We start from the raw sequence: 15,854 nt of genomic DNA, 5'->3' as shown, positions 1-15,854 counted from the left end.
AAGCCGGGATATGAATTTCTTTCAGACCCTGTTAACGGATTTCTGGGAATTCACGCAACTATGAAATCGGCGCCAGTGCCTTGTTCGCCAACCTGGCCCACGAAGGCGATGAACTGAGCGTCAAGGCTGCTCTCTTCTACGACGATATCAAGGACCATATCTTTGCAGATGTTCTTGCTTTTGATCCTGAAAATCTAACGATGACCTTCCATACGTACAATCTAGGTCATGTTGTAAATAAGGGCATCGAACTTAGCGGCAGCTATTCACTCGGCAACTTCCGCGCGAGCGCCTCTTACGGATACCTCCATTCCGAAGACAAAGAAACCGGCAAGCGCATTGAATCCAATACGCCGCAGTCTGCGAATCTGCGCTTAAGCTACAAAATCAATGAATGGAATGTCGAACCATGGTATCGCCTGCACTGGGCAAAAGGAGGAACAACGGCGGAAATCAGCGGTGAAACCGTTGCTCTGAAAAATTATGCTACGCATGACATCGGCATGATGTGGACGCCTTCTAGGACTGGCTTCGTCCGTCTGCAGGCAGGCCTTGCCGTTACTAACCTTACGAACGAGAAATATTGGGCTTATTCAGGGTCGAGTTTTCCAACCTGGGGCTTCGCCCGCGGCTTCAGAGCCTGGCTCTCGGCCCAGTTCTGATCCTTTGAAACACCGAACGCCTCTCTCGCGTTCGCAACCCGGACCGACCGCCGTCAATTGATGCCCCGGGCCTTCAGCAGCTCCCGACTTCAGCAGCTGAAGGCGCGGCCGGTCCGCCTCTTTCGGATGCCCCATGCAAAGAAGCGGCCTCGCCCGGCTCCTCGGGCAATATCTCTTTTCCCGCGATCGGCTGAAGCTCTGGCTTCTCTTCGGCATCGTGCTCGGCGCCTACGTCGTCAACATTCGCCTGGCAATCCTCTACAACGACTGGAACGGCCGGTTCTTCGACGCCCTTCAGAAGGTCGACCAGGAGGGGATCTACCGCGAGCTCTTCTACTTCATCGGCCTCGCGGCGGCCATCATCGTGCTCCTCGTCTGGGCGGGATACCTCAAGGACCGGCTGATACTCGCGCTTCGCCGCGACGTGACGGAGATTTTCTTTGCGCGCTGGCTCTCGCCCCGGAGCGCGCATTACCTCCTCCGGGAAAGCGGAAAGGAGCCCGACAACCCGGACCAGCGAATCACGGAAGACGTCCGGTCGCTGACGAGCCTTGCCGTCAACCTCTTCATCAGCCTCTTCGATTCCGTCCTCACGATCGGAAGCTTCTCACTCATTCTCTGGAACCTGTCGGGCTCCATTACGCTTTTCGGCATCACCATCCCCGGATACATGTTCTGGGTGTGCCTCATCTATACCGCCGTCGCCACGTTCTTCACACACCTCATCGGCAGGAAGCTCAAGGGCTTCAACATGGAGGCGCAGCACATGGAGGCCAACCTCCGCTCGGCCCTGATGGAAAAGCGGCGCAACGGTGCGGCCATTGCCGGGTCGCATGCAGAAACGGCTGAAGAGCGAGGCCTGAGAGACCGGTTTTCCGACCTTCTTCAGGTGCTGATCGCGCTCATTAAAAAGCAGCGCGACCTCGACCTCTTCACGGTCGGGATCGGTCAGTTCACGCATTTGGCGCCCATCTTCTTTTCGCTGCCGTCCTTCTTCTCGGGCGCAATTCAGCTGGGCGGCGTCATGCAGATTCGCGGCGCCTTCAATGACGTTGCGAGGTCGCTCTCCTGGATCATCTTTGCCTACGACGATCTGGCAAAGCTTTCCGCCGCCTATGAACGCCTTCGCCGGCTGGAACAGGGCATCAGGGATGTGGATGAAGCGGCTGAAAAGCTCGCCTCCGAGCGAAAGATGCTTCCTGAAGGATCGCCCGAGGTTATGCGCGCCGACATCATCCTCAACATCCCCGAGGGAAATCAGGGGAAATTCCGCGCGCTTCCCGTACGCCTGTCGCTAAAACCAGGAACGCTCGCCTTTGCAGCCGGCCCCTCCGGCATCGGGAAGTCAACGCTTCTCAAGGTGCTCGCGGGCTTCTCCGGCACCTTTACCGGAGAGATTGCGTCCCGCGGCACGATCGTCTGGATTCCTCAGAAGCCTTATCTCATGAAGGGAACGCTCCGAAGCGCGCTCGCCTATCCGAGCGATCCGTCATCGCTCTCTGACAGAGAGGCTATAGAGCTCCTCTCCTTGGCGCGCCTCGACCATCTTGCCGACCAGCTCGATCGCTATGCCGACTGGGCGAACGCGCTTTCAGGGGGCGAGCAGCAGCGCATTGTTCTCCTGCGGGCGGTGCGTTTGAAGCCCGACATTCTCCTCATGGATGAAATGACGAGCGGACTCGACGACGCGTCGGCCGAACGCATGCTCGACCTCATGAAGAAGCTCCTCCCGCGAACCGCCATTCTGCTCGTGACCCATCAATCCGCGCTTTTCCCAGAAGCCGACCAGATTCTCCGGCTCGCCTGAGAGACCTCAAAAAGACCACCAAAGGAATCCCCATGTCCAACTCCTTCATTCCCTTCCCTCAGTACGAAAACGCCGTCTTCTGCGGCGACAAGGCCGCGGAGATCCTCGGCGCCCTCAGGATTTATTCCCGGGCGCTCATCGGCGGAGAAGTTCCCTCCATGGAGCTTCTCCATCCTGCGGAAAAGCCCCTTGAATGCATCAGCTGCCTTCTCGACAATCCCGAAGGGATCCTCAAGACGGCGCTCCGCCGCATGAATGCGGACTATGTACTTCTCGAAGAGAACGGCAAAGAGGACTTCAACCCTGCGGTTCTCAAGGAAAAAATCGAATCCTTCGGCGTCCCGGTCAAGGTGCTTGATGTGAAGGGCGACGCCGACGAAGTGCTCCGCAGGGCCGGGAAGCTTTATGGCGCGGAAAGACAGGCCGAGCGCGTGATCAGGGACCGCAGGGAGCGGATGGAAAAGCTCCTCGAACTCAAGGTCCCGAAAGGACGTCGTGTCGTCGTGCTTCTCGGCATCCGGAATCCCATTCGGCACGAGAGCTATGTCTTCCGGGTTGCCGCGCACAGCGACCTTTCAAAGCTGCTTTCAGCACACTTTGACGTGAGGAATCTCTTCGAATCGACGCCCGAAAAGGATCTGATCGCGGGCATCCAGGATCTGGGGAATGTTGAGGAGCTTTTTGCCCTTGACCCTGATCTCATCTGCCTCACTGGCGACGCACTCGCCGGCGCGACGGCGCTTCAGAACGCACTCAAAGCCGGCGCCAAGCCCTGCCGGGCCATGACGGAAGGCCGCATCGCGTCGCTACCCTACTACTGCGACGCGCTTTCCTGGAGAGCCCCCCTCATTCTTGAGGAATGGTCGGAAGCGCTCATGTGGTAACGGAAAGCCGCGTCCATTCTCTTCTGAGCGCGGCTTTCGCGTTGAAGCGGAGTGCACTCGTCAAGGCGCACTCCGCAGAGAGAGGCCCGAAGGTTACTTGAGCGACTTCAACCACGCATCCGCCGACTGACCGGCAATGCGGCCGAAGGTGACGATGTCGGCCTGAGCGTTGCCGCCCAGGCGGTTGCCGCCATGGACGCCGCCCGTGACTTCGCCGGCAGCGAAGAGACCCGGGATGGCCTTTCCTTCGGCGTTGAGCACTTCAGCCTTCGTGTCGATCTTAAGGCCGCCCATCGTGTGGTGAACAGCCGGCTGGACCTTGACGGCAAAGAAAGGCGCCTTGGTGAGCGGCTGGAGGAGCTCGGGACGGCCGAACTGGCTGTCCTTGCCGGCAGCCTGATCCTTCGCGTACTGCGCCATCGTGGCCTCAAGATTCGCGGCAGGCACGTTCATGGCGCGCGCGAGCTCGGCCACGGTATTGCCTTCAACCGTGAGGCCGAGCTTCTTGTAGGAGTCCATGAGCTTCGCGGTCTGTCGCGTAGCATCATCCCAGACCACCCAGGCGAACTTGCCCGGCTGCTCGAGCTCCTTGGCGGAAACTGCGTCGCGGGTGAGGAGTTCATTTGTAAAGCGCTTTCCGTCCGCATTGACGAGAATCGCGCCGTCGCCGCGAACGCTCTCAGAAATAAGCGTGCCGTTGGGCGCAGCGGTCGGATGCGCCTGAATCTGCTTCATATCCACCGTCGCCGCTCCGATTTTCTCGGCAAGAAGAATGCCGTCGCCCGTGGCGCCCGGATGGTTCGTGGTCGCATAGCCCTTGAGTTTAGGCTGATACTTGACGAGCAGATCCTGATTGGCGCCGAAGCCGCCCGTGGCGATCACGACGGCCTTCGTGTCGATCGTGTAGGTCTTGCCGTCCTTCGTGCTCACTTTGACGCCGGCAACAGCGCCCGACTTGTCGGTGAGGAGCTCGACCACGCGGTTCTGCGTTCTCATCTCAATCTTGCGGTCCTTGGCGGCCTTGTAAAGCACGCGGATCACTTCCGGACCGATAGCGGAGCCGTCCGTCGGACGATGGGCGCGCGGGTACTTGGCGCCGCCCGAGCGGCCGACTGCGCCGAGATCAGCGCCGAGGGATTCAAGCCAAGCAACGGAGTCCTTGGCGTGCGTCGTCATCGTGCGAAGGAGCTCCGGGTCGTTCAGATTGTGCCCGCCCTTCATCGTGTCCTTATAGAACTGGTCGATCGTGTCGGGGATCCCGAGCTTCTTCTGAAGCGGCGTTTCCGCAGCGTTGATGCCGCCCTCGGCACGCACGGTGTTGCCGCCGATCATCGGCATCTTTTCAAGCACAACGACGCTGCGGCCGAGGTCGGAAAGCGTCACGGCGGCCGAAAGTCCGGCGCCGCCCGCGCCGATCACGACGGCGTCGGGACCAGCCGCATAGGCGGCGGCAAAAGCGGTTGAGAGAACTGCGGCGAGGACCGTCTTCTTCATTGTTTCTTCTCCTTTCTGAAACTTTCGTTCTTTTCGCCCGAGAGAGCGCAAAGCGGATGGAAGTCTGCCGAAGAACAAGAACCCGTGCTTTGAAAGTTTTTCAATTCACGTTTGACTGCCGGTCAACGTCATGCCTCCCGGGAGGTATCTGGCGCCTTCCGCGCTCAGGGCGAATTCGAGAAACGCTTCCGCGTCGGGCCTCATCGGGCGGCTTGCCGGCACAAGAAAGGCCATCGGCCTTGCCGCCCAGGCGTCGGAGAGCTCCGTAACGGCGAGATCCCTCATGCCGTCCGCAGCGGCGGAATAAGGCGCTACGGCGAGGAGCCCGCCCGAACGGACGACTTCAACAAGAATAGTGAAGCTCGGCACTTCGACGACAGGTTCATACCGGCAGCCGATCGCGAGCGCTCGCTCCCGCATGGCCGCCGTCATCGGCGCCGATTCGAGGAGCGACGCGTACGGATAGCGAAGCGTCTCGGCAAAGGAAATGCTCTTTTTCTGAAGTCCCCGAAGAAGCTCATGGTCCTTTCTTGAGATGAGCACATGGCGATCGTCGACATACGGGAAAAGTCTGACGCCCGAAGCCGCTGCCCGAGCCTCATCCTCTGCCGCGGCGCCTCCCGCAAGACCAAGGTCTGCTTCGCCCGTCTGGACGGCCTCCGTGATCGCCGAACTTCTCCTCGCGACGAATTCGATTCTGGTCTCCGGATGTTTGGCAAGAAAAGGCCCCGTGAGGCGACAGAGGAAATTCTCGAGCCCGGTGCTGTTGGAGAAAATCCGCAGAGGCTTCGCTTCCCGGCGCGCATAAGGCGCGAAATCTTCTTCGAGGCTTGCAGCCGCCTCGAGCACGCGTCTTGCCGCGTTCACGAGCACGAGCGCCGCCGGCGTCTGTACGAGTCCTTTCCCTGAACGCTCAAAGAGAAGCGTTCCCGCCTCCTCCTCAAGGCGCTTCAGCCGGACGCTCAAAGCTGAAACCGTGAGATGCACCTCTTCGGCCGCCCGCGAAAGGCTGCCGGCACGTGCGAGTGCAAGGAGAATGCGAAGATCAACAAGGTCGTAGTGCATGGATATCGGGTTCGCCGGCAGAAAATTGAAGCCTATCGCATCGAAGCCACACTTATGCAAATCCTCTCCTGCATAAGAGAGGCCTGAAGGCGCAAATGCGATTGGTTCTCATCTTTACTAAAATATCACGCTCCTCTAGCCCGCAGGCTTCAGCCTGCGGTGCATTTTCCGCCCGGCGCTCCCGGGCAATTTCTCAAACCCTCGAAAATGAAGACTTTCAACCGTTTTTCTCTCGCGCTGCTCGCAAGTTCTCTTCTGCTCCTCACCGGCTGCGCCACCAATACGAGCGAACTTACGCTCGACACTACATCCGTTTCGAACGCAGCGAATCCCCAATCCCAGACCACGGTCTACGTTCGCAGTTCCGCCGACAAGCGTCATTTTGAAGAAGCGCCGCGCACTCCCGACATTCCGTCCGTCATGTGCGAGACTGCCGAGGAACAGGATCATGCCATCGGCCGCAAGCGCAACGGCTTCGGCAAGGCGCTCGGCAAACTCATTCTCCCGCCTGAGCAGTCCGTGACCGGCCTTACGCAGAGCGCCATCGAAGCCGCCTTCAAGGAAAACGGCGTCAGAGTCGTCCCTAAGGACGAAGTCACGGCCGACACCAAGGTTATTGACATTGACGTGAACAAATTTTGGGCGTGGGTGGAAATGGGTTTCTGGCAGATCACGCTCTCGAGCGACATGAGTGCCGGCGTCCGAGTGAATGATGCGGAAGATCCGGCCTTCACGGTGGAAGGTTCGTATCACGAAGGCTTCCAGGGCGCCTTTGAGTCGAACTGGCTCACGGTTCTCAATACCGCATACCAAAACTTCTGCCTGGATGCCAAGGAAAAGGTCAAGGCGTTCCTCGGCAAATAAGGAAGGGCTGCCTCACTGAGGCACGCTTCTTTCTGAAAGAAAGGGAGCCCGCGTCAACCCCGGACTCCCTTTCTGATGAACTCAAATTTCAGGCGGCAGGAATTAATCCACCCACTCCGCCGAATAGAACTCAAATCCCGTATCCGGAAGCGGATTGAAGTTCCTCAGGTGCTTGTTGGAAGCCGCCGTATTGTCCTCGTAGACGAGGAAGGCCACGGGCACTTCCTTCCAGAGAATCATCTGAACCTCGCGGTAGAGCTCGTTTCTCTTCTTTTCGTCCACTTCGGCGATTGCCTTGTCGAAGAGCTCGTCGACCTTCGGGTTCGAGTAGTAACCCTCATTCGAGAGCTTTGGCGGCATTTCGCGCGAGTCGAAGATCGGACGCATGCCCCAGTCGGCCTCAACGGTGGAATTGGACCACCCGATGTAGTAGAGGCGGTTCGGGGCGTTCTTCGGCTCCTTATTGGCTTCAACGAGGGTCACGCGCTGACCGGCTTCAAGGATGCGGGTTTCGGTCTTGATGCCCACTTGATTCAGCTGCTGCTGGATGAACTGAATCACCTTGTTCGCGGTCGAGTTGTTGTAGCCCGACCAGAGACGCGTGGAAAAGCCGTTCGGGTAGCCCGCTTCCTTCAAGAGCTCCCGCGCCTTCTCGGGGTTGTAGGCCGGAACGCCGAAGCTCGCCGCACCGGGAATCTGGGGCGGGATGACGCCGGTCGCCGGCTGCGCGAAGCCGTTGTAGGCCACCTTGCAGAGCGCCTCGCGATTGATCGCATAGCTCACCGCCTGACGAACGCGCACGTCGTCGAAAGGCTTCTGCATGCAGTTGATCGAGAGGTAGCGCATCATGATCGAGGGCACGATGTGGATGTTGAGGTTGGGATCGTCCTTCAGTTCCTTCACCTGCTCGACAGGCATCGGGTGAATGAAGTCCGCCTCGCCCGTACGCAGCATCGCCGCGCGCGTCGCATTTTCCATTACCGGCACCCAGGTGATGGAATCAAGCTTCGGGAGCCCCGCCACGCGGTAATTGGGATTCTTCACCACGACGAGCCGTTCGCTCGGGTTGTAGTCCTTAAGCGTATAGGGGCCGGTGCCGCAGGGATTGAAGGCAATGCCGCGGCCGTCGTACTTCTTGAGCGTTGAGGGGCAGATCATCTGCGCCGTGCCGTTCGCGAGCCTCTGCAGGAACGAGGGCATCGGGGACTTAAGGTCGAAGCGAACCTTGTAGGGCCCGAGCACCTCAACCTTGTCGATGAATTTGAGCAGCGCGTAGCGCGAGAGGTGATTGGCCGGGTTGAGAACGCGATCGAAATTAAGCTTCACCGCATCCGCATTGAATTCCGTGCCGTCGTGAAACTTGACGCCTTCCTGGAGCGTAAAGGTCCAGGAGAGGCCGTCGGGCGATACCTCATGGCTCTTCGCGAGCTGCGGCACGGGCTTCAGGTCCTTGTCGAAGGCGTAGAGGCCTTCATAGAAGGACTTCGCGACGCTGCGCGAAAGAAGGTCGGTCGCCTGATAAGGGTCGAGCGTTGTGAAGGACGAACCCACCGCAACCGTAATTCCGCGTGCGCTGGCGGGAAGCGCCCCGGCAGCAAGGGTGAGACCGGCGGCGAGAGAAAGAATCGAAGCGGCAAAACGCATGACGCATTTCCTTTGTTTGAAGTGCGCAGAAGGAGCTGAACAATTCTCCGGGCGCATGCTGCACTCCCGGGAAGGCTCCTCTGTCTCTTTATCTTTTCCCTAATCTTATAAGGCGGCGCCCGTCACCCTCCACGGCATAAAGCAGTATTCCTTAGGCATTTCACCGGACTTTCGCCCGGAAAGAATCAAAGAAGCGCATTAGAAAAAGCCCCGGCGGGCGGAAGACCGGCCGGGGCTTCAAAGAATGACTCTCCAAATGGTTACTTAAGCCAGGCGGATTCCGCACGGGCGAGGTCGCCGCGGATGTCGGAGAGGTGCCAGAGGTAGTTCATGACGCGCGCAAAGTCCGCGTCGTCCGTCGGCATGAGGAAGCCCATCTCGGAGACGGGCGTGAGGGGCTTCGTGATGAAGGCGGCGCCGAGCTTCGGATTCTTCTTCGAATAGAGAATCGCCTCAGCCGTTTCCGTAATCATCACGTCGCCCTTGCCTTCGGCGATGAGGCCGGGAATCTCAAAGTTCTTGTCGTGGGTCGAGACCTGGGCCTTCGTGAGGTTCTTCAGCACAAACTGCTCGTTCGTGCCGCCCGGATTCTTGATGACGCGCACGGAAGGCTGATTGAGGTCCTCGAGCGTGCGGTACTTCGTGAGGTCGCCCTTTCTCACGAGCGCAACCTTGCCGAAAGGCGCATAGCCCGGAAGGAATTCGCCCCAGGACGTGCGGGCGAGGGTCTGCGTGATGCCGCCCACGGCGACGTCGAAGCGGTTCCCCTTGATGCCGGCTTCAATGTCCTTCCAGGGCGTCTTCACAAACTCAACCTTCCAGCCCGCATAGGCCGCCATCGCCTTGATCACGTCGACGTCGTGACCCTTGATGACGCCCGCCTCGTCCATCGCGAAGGGACGATAGTCGGCGGGCGTTCCCACGCGGATCACGCCCGACTTCTGAATGGCGTCGAGGCGGTCGCCCGCCATAGCTGCGCCCGCGGCGGCAACGGCTGCGGCAAGAATAAGGGTCTTGACGGCTTTCATGAAAAGCTCCTTTGAATAGTCAGTTGGAATTCAGTTCGCCTTTCCCGGGATATTGAGGCGTCCCGGAGAAGCAATCAGGAAAGAATGCCTCAGAAAGACCCGGTGCTCCGCTCGTAAATTCCCGCAGAAAACGCTTTTCCTCGATATTGCACAAGAGGCATTCGCGCTTTATCTCAAGGGTTAATACCTACCTACAGGAGTGATATGTAAGCTCCGGACGAAGACTTGCTCCCGCGTCAATTCTCCTTTGCATAAGGGTTGCTCTCATCCTCCGAAGAGGTAAATAATTCGAAGAGCAGAAAAAAGAGCATCTCCTTCCAAAAGGAGGAGAGCGCCTTGAAAACAATCCTGCAGCGGCCCCGGCGGGGGAGATCCTCCGCTCACGGACCAGACCCTAAACAGAGAAGAGAAAACACAACCATGGCACAAGCTCCTGCATTTAAATATGCCCCGATGTTCCAGCTCGGCAAGGACGACACCGAGTACTACCTCCTCACGAAGGAAGGCGTCTCCGTCGGCGAATTCGAAGGCCATCCGATCCTCAAGGTTTCCCCTGAAGCCCTGACCGCGCTCTCGAACCGCGCCTTCACCGACGTCAACTTCATGCTCCGCCGCGCCCACAACGAACAGGTTGCCAAGATCCTGTCCGATCCGGAAGCGAGCGAAAACGACAAGTACGTTGCCCTCACGTTCCTGCGCAACGGCGAAGTCGCTGCCAAGGGCATTCTCCCCTACTGCCAGGATACCGGCACGGCGATCATCCACGGCGAAAAGGGACAGCAGGTCTGGACGGGCTTTGAAGACGAAGAGGCGCTCAGCAAGGGCGTCTACAAGACCTACACCGAAAACGCGCTCCGCTATTCGCAGAACGCTCCGCTCTCGATGTACGAGGAAGTGAACACGAAGTGCAACCTCCCCGCGCAGATCGACATCGAAGCGACGGAAGGCATGGAATACCGCTTCCTCTGCGTCGTGAAGGGCGGCGGCTCGGCCAACAAGTCCTACCTCTATCAGGAAACGAAGGCGGTTCTGAATCCCCAGAAGCTCGTTCCCTACCTCATCGAAAAGATGAAGACCCTCGGCACGGCTGCCTGCCCGCCCTATCACATCGCCTTCGTGATCGGCGGCACCTCCGCTGAACGCACGATGCTCACGGTGAAGCTCGCCTCCTGCCACTACTACGACAACCTCCCCACGACGGGCGATGAAACGGGCCGCGCCTTCCGCGACGTTGCGCTTGAACAGCAGCTCCTCGAGGAAGCCTGGAAGATCGGCCTCGGCGCCCAGTTCGGCGGCAAGTACATGGCTCACGACATCCGCGTGATCCGTCTGCCGCGCCACGGCGCTTCCTGCCCGATCGGCATGGGCGTTTCCTGCTCGGCCGACCGCAACATCAAGGCGAAGATCACGAAGGACGGCGTCTTCATTGAGAAGCTCGACAACAACCCCGGCAGCCTCATCCCTGAAGAACTGAGGAAGCCCGGCGAAGGCGGCTCGATCAAGATCGACCTCAACCGCCCGATGAAGGAAGTCCTCGCCGACCTCACGAAGTACCCGGTCTCGACCCGCCTCGAACTCACCGGCACGATCATCGTCGCCCGCGACATCGCTCACGCGAAGCTGAAGGAACGCCTTGACCGCGGCGAAGAGCTCCCCGACTACATCAAGGATCATCCGGTTCTCTACGCCGGCCCCGCGAAGACCCCTGCCGGCTACGCCTGCGGCTCGATGGGCCCGACGACCGCCAACCGCATGGACCCCTACGTTGATCTCTTCCAGAGCCACGGCGGCTCGATGGTGATGATCGCCAAGGGCAACCGCACCCAGGTTGTGACGGACGCCTGCAAGAAGCACGGCGGCTTCTACCTCGGCACCATCGGCGGCGTTGCTGCGGTCCTTTCGTCCGACGCCATCAAGAGCATCGAATGCATCGAGTATCCGGAGCTCGGCATGGAAGCCGTCTACAAGATCACGGTCGAGAACTTCCCGGCCTTCATCCTCGTCGACGACAAGGGCAACGACTTCTTCAAGCAGCTTAAGCCCTGCAAGATCGCCTGCAAGTGCGAAAAGAAGTAATCGCCTGACTGCTTCATCCGGAGCGCGTCTCTGAAGCCCTTGGGGTCAGATGAGACGCCCTTCGGAAGAGGAAGGAAAAAAGGAAGCCGTTAAGCAGCAAATGCCTGACGGCTTCTTTTTTGTCTCTGAAGAACAGTGAATCTTCCTCTGGGAGCTTTTGAATCCGGCCAGGTCTTCAAGCCGCACCTCTCCTGATCCCGGCGTCTGCCGCCGGGAATGGAATCCGCAGCTTGCAGCAATCGTGCTGGCCGGCACTTGGGCTCCGCCTTCCCTTGATGGTTTAAGGCAAAAGCAAAATAAAGCGCCGTCTTCCCTCTTCGGAAAACGACGCTTCATTTTTGAGGTACCAGCTTGAATCAGCCGTGCTCTTCGAAACGGGAGAGGCTGATCAGGCCGGATCATTCATTTAAGTGCGGATGCCCGCATCTTTTCACTACGTCCCGGCATCACCCGCTGAAGACTTCGGACTCCCGGTGATCAGGCATCGAGCATGAGCTTTCCGGCAAACATCAGGAAGAGGCTTCCGAGAGCCGTATTGCCGAGCTTCGCGACGCCGGGGTTCCTCGCGAGGAGCCTGAGGCAGTCCGCGCCCACCGTCACCAGAAGCGAAAACCACGTAAAGCTGATCGCCTGCAGAATGAGCGCCAGAATGAGATATGAAATTCCGGTGTGCGCGTAGGATTCGTCAATGAACTGAACGAAGAACGAAACGTAGAAGAGAATCGACTTCGGGTTCGTAAGGGAAAGCGCAAGCGCCGTGCGGAAGGACTTCATCACCGCGCCCTTTTTTGGGGTTGCTTTTCCGACCGCATCGATCTGCGCGGGCTTCCCTTCTCCCTTCTTCTTCACAAAGAAAGTATTCCAGATCACCTTACCGCCGAGCCAGGCAAGATAGAGGCCGCCCCCAACCTTCACCCAGGCGAAGATCATCGGGTGCGCCTTGATGGCCGCAGCAATGCCGATGTAGGCGAGAAAGATCAGAACCGAATCACCGATCATGACGGCGGCAATCGACGCCGACGCGGCGCGCCGACCCTCAAGAATGCTGGTCTTGAGGACGTAAAGCATATTGGGACCGGGCGCGAGAACAATCATGAGCGCACCGAGCGTATAGATCCAGGGATTCAGAATGCCGAACTGTTCGAGCATGGCTACTCCTCGACTGACCGGATATTCAGGGAAAAATGCGGGCGAGAATTGTATCAAATTGCGCACCTCCGCATCACGCAAACCCGAAGCCGGAGAGGAACTCCGGCGGTCGAAGGAGTTGGCCTGCGGCCCGTCACGGCCGGCCTTTGAGCGCCTCTTTCAAAAACCCGAAGCCCGATCTCAGGAAAGCGGCTGAGGCTGCCGTGCCCGCGAAGAGGAGCAGGCAGTCAAGCGGCATCAGCCCCGGCATTTCGTCGAGCTCAACCGGAATGTATGCGCTCTGGAATTCGAGGAGCAGATCGACCTCGCGCCTCATGAATGCGAGGGGCGTGAAGAGAATTGCAAGAACCCCGAGCGCGCCCATTGCGAGCTTGAGGCCGCGCTTTCCCGCGATCCCCGGGAAAACGGCTTCCCAGTTGAGTCCCAGATGAATGGCGGCTAAGAACCACGCCCAGACAGAGAGCGCGACATGGGCCGTGCGGTAGTCGAGGTCCATCCTCCACTCGTCGGGCGTCGCCCAGGCAAAGAGCGACTGCGACGCCATGATGCCGCTCACGATCGAGGCGATGAAAAGAAGCGTGAGGAGAAGGTTGAGGAAAATCACGCACCAACGGGCGATACCGGGCTTTTTCCTGCGGACCTTCGATTTCCCGAGCACCTGCCGGAGAATCCCTGAGTACCAGTTCCTGTTCACCCACGTATGGAGACCAAACGCCAGGATTGCGGCGACGCCCAGAACCTCGTGAACGGGATTGAGCGTATAGCGGTCCATCATGATGGCGCAGAGCATCAGGAAAAGGAAGCGGTCGAAGCGGATCCTCAGCTGCCACAACCGCCCGGGATCCTCCGGCAGGAATTGCTTCATCATGAGATCCTCACCTTCTGCCCGAGTTCATAGGCTTCCTTCGGGTATTCCGACGCTTCGATCGAAGAGCGCGTGCCGCAGCCGTAGCCGAGAACCATCCCGGCGTCCTCCCAGTCCATGTAGCGGCAGAGCGTTTTGTAGTGGCTCACGAGCGCATCGAAAGTCCAGTCCTGCGTATTCCAGGCAGTGGCAAGGAGCACGGCTCGGCGGCCGTGGTGAAACTGCGTGTTGATCGCGTAGAAGCGGTCGATCACGAGCTTCAGCTGCGCCGAGAAGCCGAAGTAATAGAGCGGCGTGCAGAAAACGACGAGGTCGCTTTCAAGAAGGTGCGGGTTGAGCTCGAACATGTCGTCGCGGTAGACGCAGGGCGAAGCGCCGAGCCCGCATCGATCGCAGCCGCTGCAGGCCGTGACGCGCCGGAAGGCGGAATCGAAGCGGAAGACCTCGGCTCCCTGCTCCCTCACGCCGCGAATGAATTCGTCGGCAAGCAGAAAGGACGTGCCGCGACGGTGGGGGCTTCCCGTAATGACGGTTACCTTCTTTCCGCCGGGAGCGGCGAGTGCCGGAAGGGATCCCGCACCCATAAGACCTGCTGCCGCGGCGGCAGCCGCACCGGTTCGAAGCGCATATCTGCGCGAAAAATGAATGACATCAGACATTTGGGGTCTCCTTAAAGGGCATTTTCAATGTCGAATATCAGATGCGGGCAAGCCGGTAGGCGCGGCTACCGGAGCCGATTCCTTCCAGGCACTCGAGCTGAAGGTATCCTGAATCGATCTTTTCGCGAAGCGAGAGTTTTCTCGCCTCATCGGGCTTCAACCCCCAGACGAGGTCGCAGGCCGCCTGGTCGACTGCCGTCGGATCGAGCGAACCCAGAATTCCGAGATCTCCCGACCGGGGCGTTGCGCCGCCGAAGCGGTCTGCGTGCATGCTCGTGATAATGCTGATCGAAATGAGACGGTCGCCGAGACGGTCCTTCACACCCTTGGCAGCGTCGGCAAGCCTCGTGTAGAAGCCTTCCGAGCGCTCGTAGCCGGGACCGTGCACGATCGACTTGGCGTCGGGCGAAACAAGGCCGATGCCGATGTTCTTAATCGCGCCCGTATAGCCCGCGAAGCTCGGGATCTTGAAGTTCGTGAGCACGACCGTGCCGCCGTAGTCATGAAGGAGCGCGCTCGGGACCTCGACCTCCTTCAATTCCTTTCCGCCCGTCACGGGAATCTTTTCGTATTTGTCGTCGCGATCGAGGACGTCAACGGGCGCAAAGTCAACGCCCTGGCTTTTGATTTCCGCAATGTGCGATTCGGTATAGCGCCGGGCGCCGCCGAAATCGCTCGCCCAGTTGGTTTCAATAAAAGCGCTTCCCGGAATATGGGCCTGGAGCGCTCTGAAAAGCGGCAGATTCACGCGGGCTTCGCCGCCATGAATCTTGATTCCGATTTTGCCGGAGAGCCCGCCCGAGAGCCGGTCGTAGATCCGGAGGAGCGCCTCAGCGGAAACCGCAGGCGAATAAAAAACTTCGGGCGTTTCGTCCGCCGCCGCTGCGCGGCCCGCGGCCGCAAGGAGCCCCATCGCCGCACCCGCCTGACCAAGCCTGCGGCGGGAGATGGCAAAGTCCCTTTTAAACATTCCTTCGTGCGTCATGATTTTTCCTTCTTCTTCAGTTCTTCCCGGGATTCATCTGCAGGGACCCCACTAGCGCGCTTCGAGCGACGACTTCACCCATGCATTGATGTTGCCGCGCGCGCCCGATGCGGCCGACTGCACGGTATGAAACCCGGGAAGAATCCTTGCCTGCGGACAGAATTCGCGCAGATCCTCCCAAGCGCCCTCGGGCGAGGAGCTCGCCGACACGACGAAGGGCGCGACGCGCTTTCCGGCGAGGGGGTTCTCCATAAGGAAGGTGCGCACCGGGATCGAAAGTCCGCCCCACCAGTAGGGAGACCCGAGGAAGATGAGATCAAAGCCCGAGAGGTCCGGAAGGGGCTTCACGAGCTCGCGTCTGGCATTCCTCGACCGCTCGCTCCGCGCGATCCCCGTCATGGCGCTGTAGTCGTCCGAATAGGGTTCGACGAGCTTGAGTTCAAAAACCTCTGCACCGGAAGCTTCCGCCGCCATGCGCGCGAGCGCCGCCGTGGTTCCCGTACGGGAGAAATACACCACAGCTGCACGGGGCGGTTGGGCGGCGAAGCTCCCGCGGGTCGGGAGCAGCGCGCCGCTCGCGGAAAGGAATGCGCCGGCCGCGAGCGACAGCGCGCTGCGGCGGGAATAGCTGTTCAACTGACTCATAAAAGACCTCACTCTTTTGGATTCAAG

14 protein-coding genes are annotated in these 15,854 nt (G+C 59.5%); 5 read left to right on the top strand and 9 right to left on the bottom strand.

The genetic code is table 11. The features are described 5' to 3' along the window. Positions 1-38 precede the first annotated feature (38 nt). The 3 genes from Q0106_RS06610 (at position 39) to Q0106_RS06600 (ending at position 3,353) form a co-directional block, all read left to right on the top strand. Positions 39-662, top strand: a complete 624-nt coding sequence (locus tag Q0106_RS06610; RefSeq protein ID WP_297610590.1) for a TonB-dependent receptor — start codon at positions 39-41, stop codon at positions 660-662. A gap of 133 nt (positions 663-795) precedes the next feature. Continuing rightward, entirely contained in the window at positions 796-2,469 is a 1,674-nt protein-coding gene (locus Q0106_RS06605; protein ID WP_297610587.1) for an SbmA/BacA-like family transporter, read from the top strand. A gap of 32 nt (positions 2,470-2,501) precedes the next feature. Next, entirely contained in the window at positions 2,502-3,353 is an 852-nt protein-coding gene (locus tag Q0106_RS06600; RefSeq protein WP_297610584.1) for an ABC transporter substrate-binding protein, read from the top strand. Between the two features lie 93 nt (positions 3,354-3,446). Here Q0106_RS06600 and Q0106_RS06595 read toward each other — a convergent pair whose 3' ends face one another. After that, a complete protein-coding gene (locus Q0106_RS06595) occupies positions 3,447-4,847 on the bottom strand; it encodes a flavocytochrome c (RefSeq protein ID WP_297610581.1) in 1,401 nt (466 codons plus the stop codon). A gap of 105 nt (positions 4,848-4,952) precedes the next feature. After that, complete coding sequence (locus Q0106_RS06590) at positions 4,953-5,912, bottom strand: LysR family transcriptional regulator (RefSeq protein ID WP_297610578.1); 960 nt, start codon at positions 5,910-5,912, stop codon at positions 4,953-4,955. Between the two features lie 207 nt (positions 5,913-6,119). Here Q0106_RS06590 and Q0106_RS06585 point away from each other — a divergent pair, with 207 nt between their 5' ends. Then, entirely contained in the window at positions 6,120-6,776 is a 657-nt protein-coding gene (locus Q0106_RS06585; RefSeq protein WP_297610575.1) for a hypothetical protein, read from the top strand. A 102-nt stretch (positions 6,777-6,878) separates the two neighbouring features. Here Q0106_RS06585 and gsiB read toward each other — a convergent pair whose 3' ends face one another. Then, a complete protein-coding gene (gene gsiB, locus Q0106_RS06580; RefSeq protein WP_297610572.1) occupies positions 6,879-8,420 on the bottom strand; it encodes a glutathione ABC transporter substrate-binding protein GsiB in 1,542 nt (513 codons plus the stop codon). 260 nt (positions 8,421-8,680) lie between these two features. Continuing rightward, on the bottom strand, positions 8,681-9,448 hold the full coding sequence (locus Q0106_RS06575; protein ID WP_297610569.1) for a transporter substrate-binding domain-containing protein: 768 nt from the start codon (positions 9,446-9,448) through the stop codon (positions 8,681-8,683). Positions 9,449-9,868: 420 nt separating this feature from the next. Here Q0106_RS06575 and Q0106_RS06570 point away from each other — a divergent pair, with 420 nt between their 5' ends. Continuing rightward, the gene (locus tag Q0106_RS06570) at positions 9,869-11,524 is read left to right on the top strand and encodes a fumarate hydratase (protein ID WP_297610566.1); all 1,656 of its coding nucleotides are present in this window, start codon (positions 9,869-9,871) and stop codon (positions 11,522-11,524) included. 477 nt (positions 11,525-12,001) lie between these two features. Here the strand turns inward: Q0106_RS06570 and leuE are convergent, their stop codons facing one another. The 5 genes from leuE to Q0106_RS06545 all read right to left on the bottom strand — a co-directional run bounded on the left by leuE (position 12,002) and on the right by Q0106_RS06545 (position 15,827). Beyond that, positions 12,002-12,673: a leucine efflux protein LeuE gene (leuE, locus tag Q0106_RS06565; RefSeq protein WP_297610563.1), complete on the bottom strand. Its 672-nt coding sequence runs from the start codon at positions 12,671-12,673 to the stop codon at positions 12,002-12,004. Between the two features lie 133 nt (positions 12,674-12,806). Next, entirely contained in the window at positions 12,807-13,541 is a 735-nt protein-coding gene (locus tag Q0106_RS06560) for a DUF4405 domain-containing protein (RefSeq protein WP_297610560.1), read from the bottom strand. Next, positions 13,538-14,197, bottom strand: a complete 660-nt coding sequence (locus Q0106_RS06555; RefSeq protein WP_297610558.1) for a flavodoxin family protein — start codon at positions 14,195-14,197, stop codon at positions 13,538-13,540. The genes Q0106_RS06560 and Q0106_RS06555 overlap by 4 nt, the downstream gene beginning before the upstream one ends. A gap of 37 nt (positions 14,198-14,234) precedes the next feature. Further along, entirely contained in the window at positions 14,235-15,182 is a 948-nt protein-coding gene (locus tag Q0106_RS06550; protein WP_297610556.1) for a DUF362 domain-containing protein, read from the bottom strand. 51 nt (positions 15,183-15,233) lie between these two features. Then, a complete protein-coding gene (locus tag Q0106_RS06545) occupies positions 15,234-15,827 on the bottom strand; it encodes a flavodoxin (RefSeq protein ID WP_297610553.1) in 594 nt (197 codons plus the stop codon). Between the last annotated feature and the right edge of the window lie 27 nt (positions 15,828-15,854).

The organism is uncultured Sutterella sp., from assembly GCF_937923675.1.
Taxonomy (GTDB): Bacteria; Pseudomonadota; Gammaproteobacteria; order Burkholderiales; family Burkholderiaceae_F; genus Sutterella.
The sequence above is the reverse complement of the archived record's forward strand: the minus strand, read 5'-3'. Positions and strand labels throughout refer to the sequence as shown.

What these genes read in the sequence shown, in the direction of transcription:
- Q0106_RS06605 (WP_297610587.1), top strand. Translation starts at nt 796, where the DNA reads ATGCAAAGAAGCGGCCTCGCCCGGCTCCTCGGGCAATATCTCTTTTCC.
- Q0106_RS06600 (WP_297610584.1), top strand. Translation starts at nt 2,502, where the DNA reads ATGTCCAACTCCTTCATTCCCTTCCCTCAGTACGAAAACGCCGTCTTC.
- Q0106_RS06595 (WP_297610581.1), bottom strand. Translation starts at nt 4,847, where the DNA reads ATGAAGAAGACGGTCCTCGCCGCAGTTCTCTCAACCGCTTTTGCCGCC.
- Q0106_RS06590 (WP_297610578.1), bottom strand. Translation starts at nt 5,912, where the DNA reads ATGCACTACGACCTTGTTGATCTTCGCATTCTCCTTGCACTCGCACGT.
- Q0106_RS06585 (WP_297610575.1), top strand. Translation starts at nt 6,120, where the DNA reads ATGAAGACTTTCAACCGTTTTTCTCTCGCGCTGCTCGCAAGTTCTCTT.
- gsiB (WP_297610572.1), bottom strand. Translation starts at nt 8,420, where the DNA reads ATGCGTTTTGCCGCTTCGATTCTTTCTCTCGCCGCCGGTCTCACCCTT.
- Q0106_RS06575 (WP_297610569.1), bottom strand. Translation starts at nt 9,448, where the DNA reads ATGAAAGCCGTCAAGACCCTTATTCTTGCCGCAGCCGTTGCCGCCGCG.
- Q0106_RS06570 (WP_297610566.1), top strand. Translation starts at nt 9,869, where the DNA reads ATGGCACAAGCTCCTGCATTTAAATATGCCCCGATGTTCCAGCTCGGC.
- leuE (WP_297610563.1), bottom strand. Translation starts at nt 12,673, where the DNA reads ATGCTCGAACAGTTCGGCATTCTGAATCCCTGGATCTATACGCTCGGT.
- Q0106_RS06560 (WP_297610560.1), bottom strand. Translation starts at nt 13,541, where the DNA reads ATGATGAAGCAATTCCTGCCGGAGGATCCCGGGCGGTTGTGGCAGCTG.
- Q0106_RS06555 (WP_297610558.1), bottom strand. Translation starts at nt 14,197, where the DNA reads ATGTCTGATGTCATTCATTTTTCGCGCAGATATGCGCTTCGAACCGGT.
- Q0106_RS06550 (WP_297610556.1), bottom strand. Translation starts at nt 15,182, where the DNA reads ATGACGCACGAAGGAATGTTTAAAAGGGACTTTGCCATCTCCCGCCGC.
- Q0106_RS06545 (WP_297610553.1), bottom strand. Translation starts at nt 15,827, where the DNA reads ATGAGTCAGTTGAACAGCTATTCCCGCCGCAGCGCGCTGTCGCTCGCG.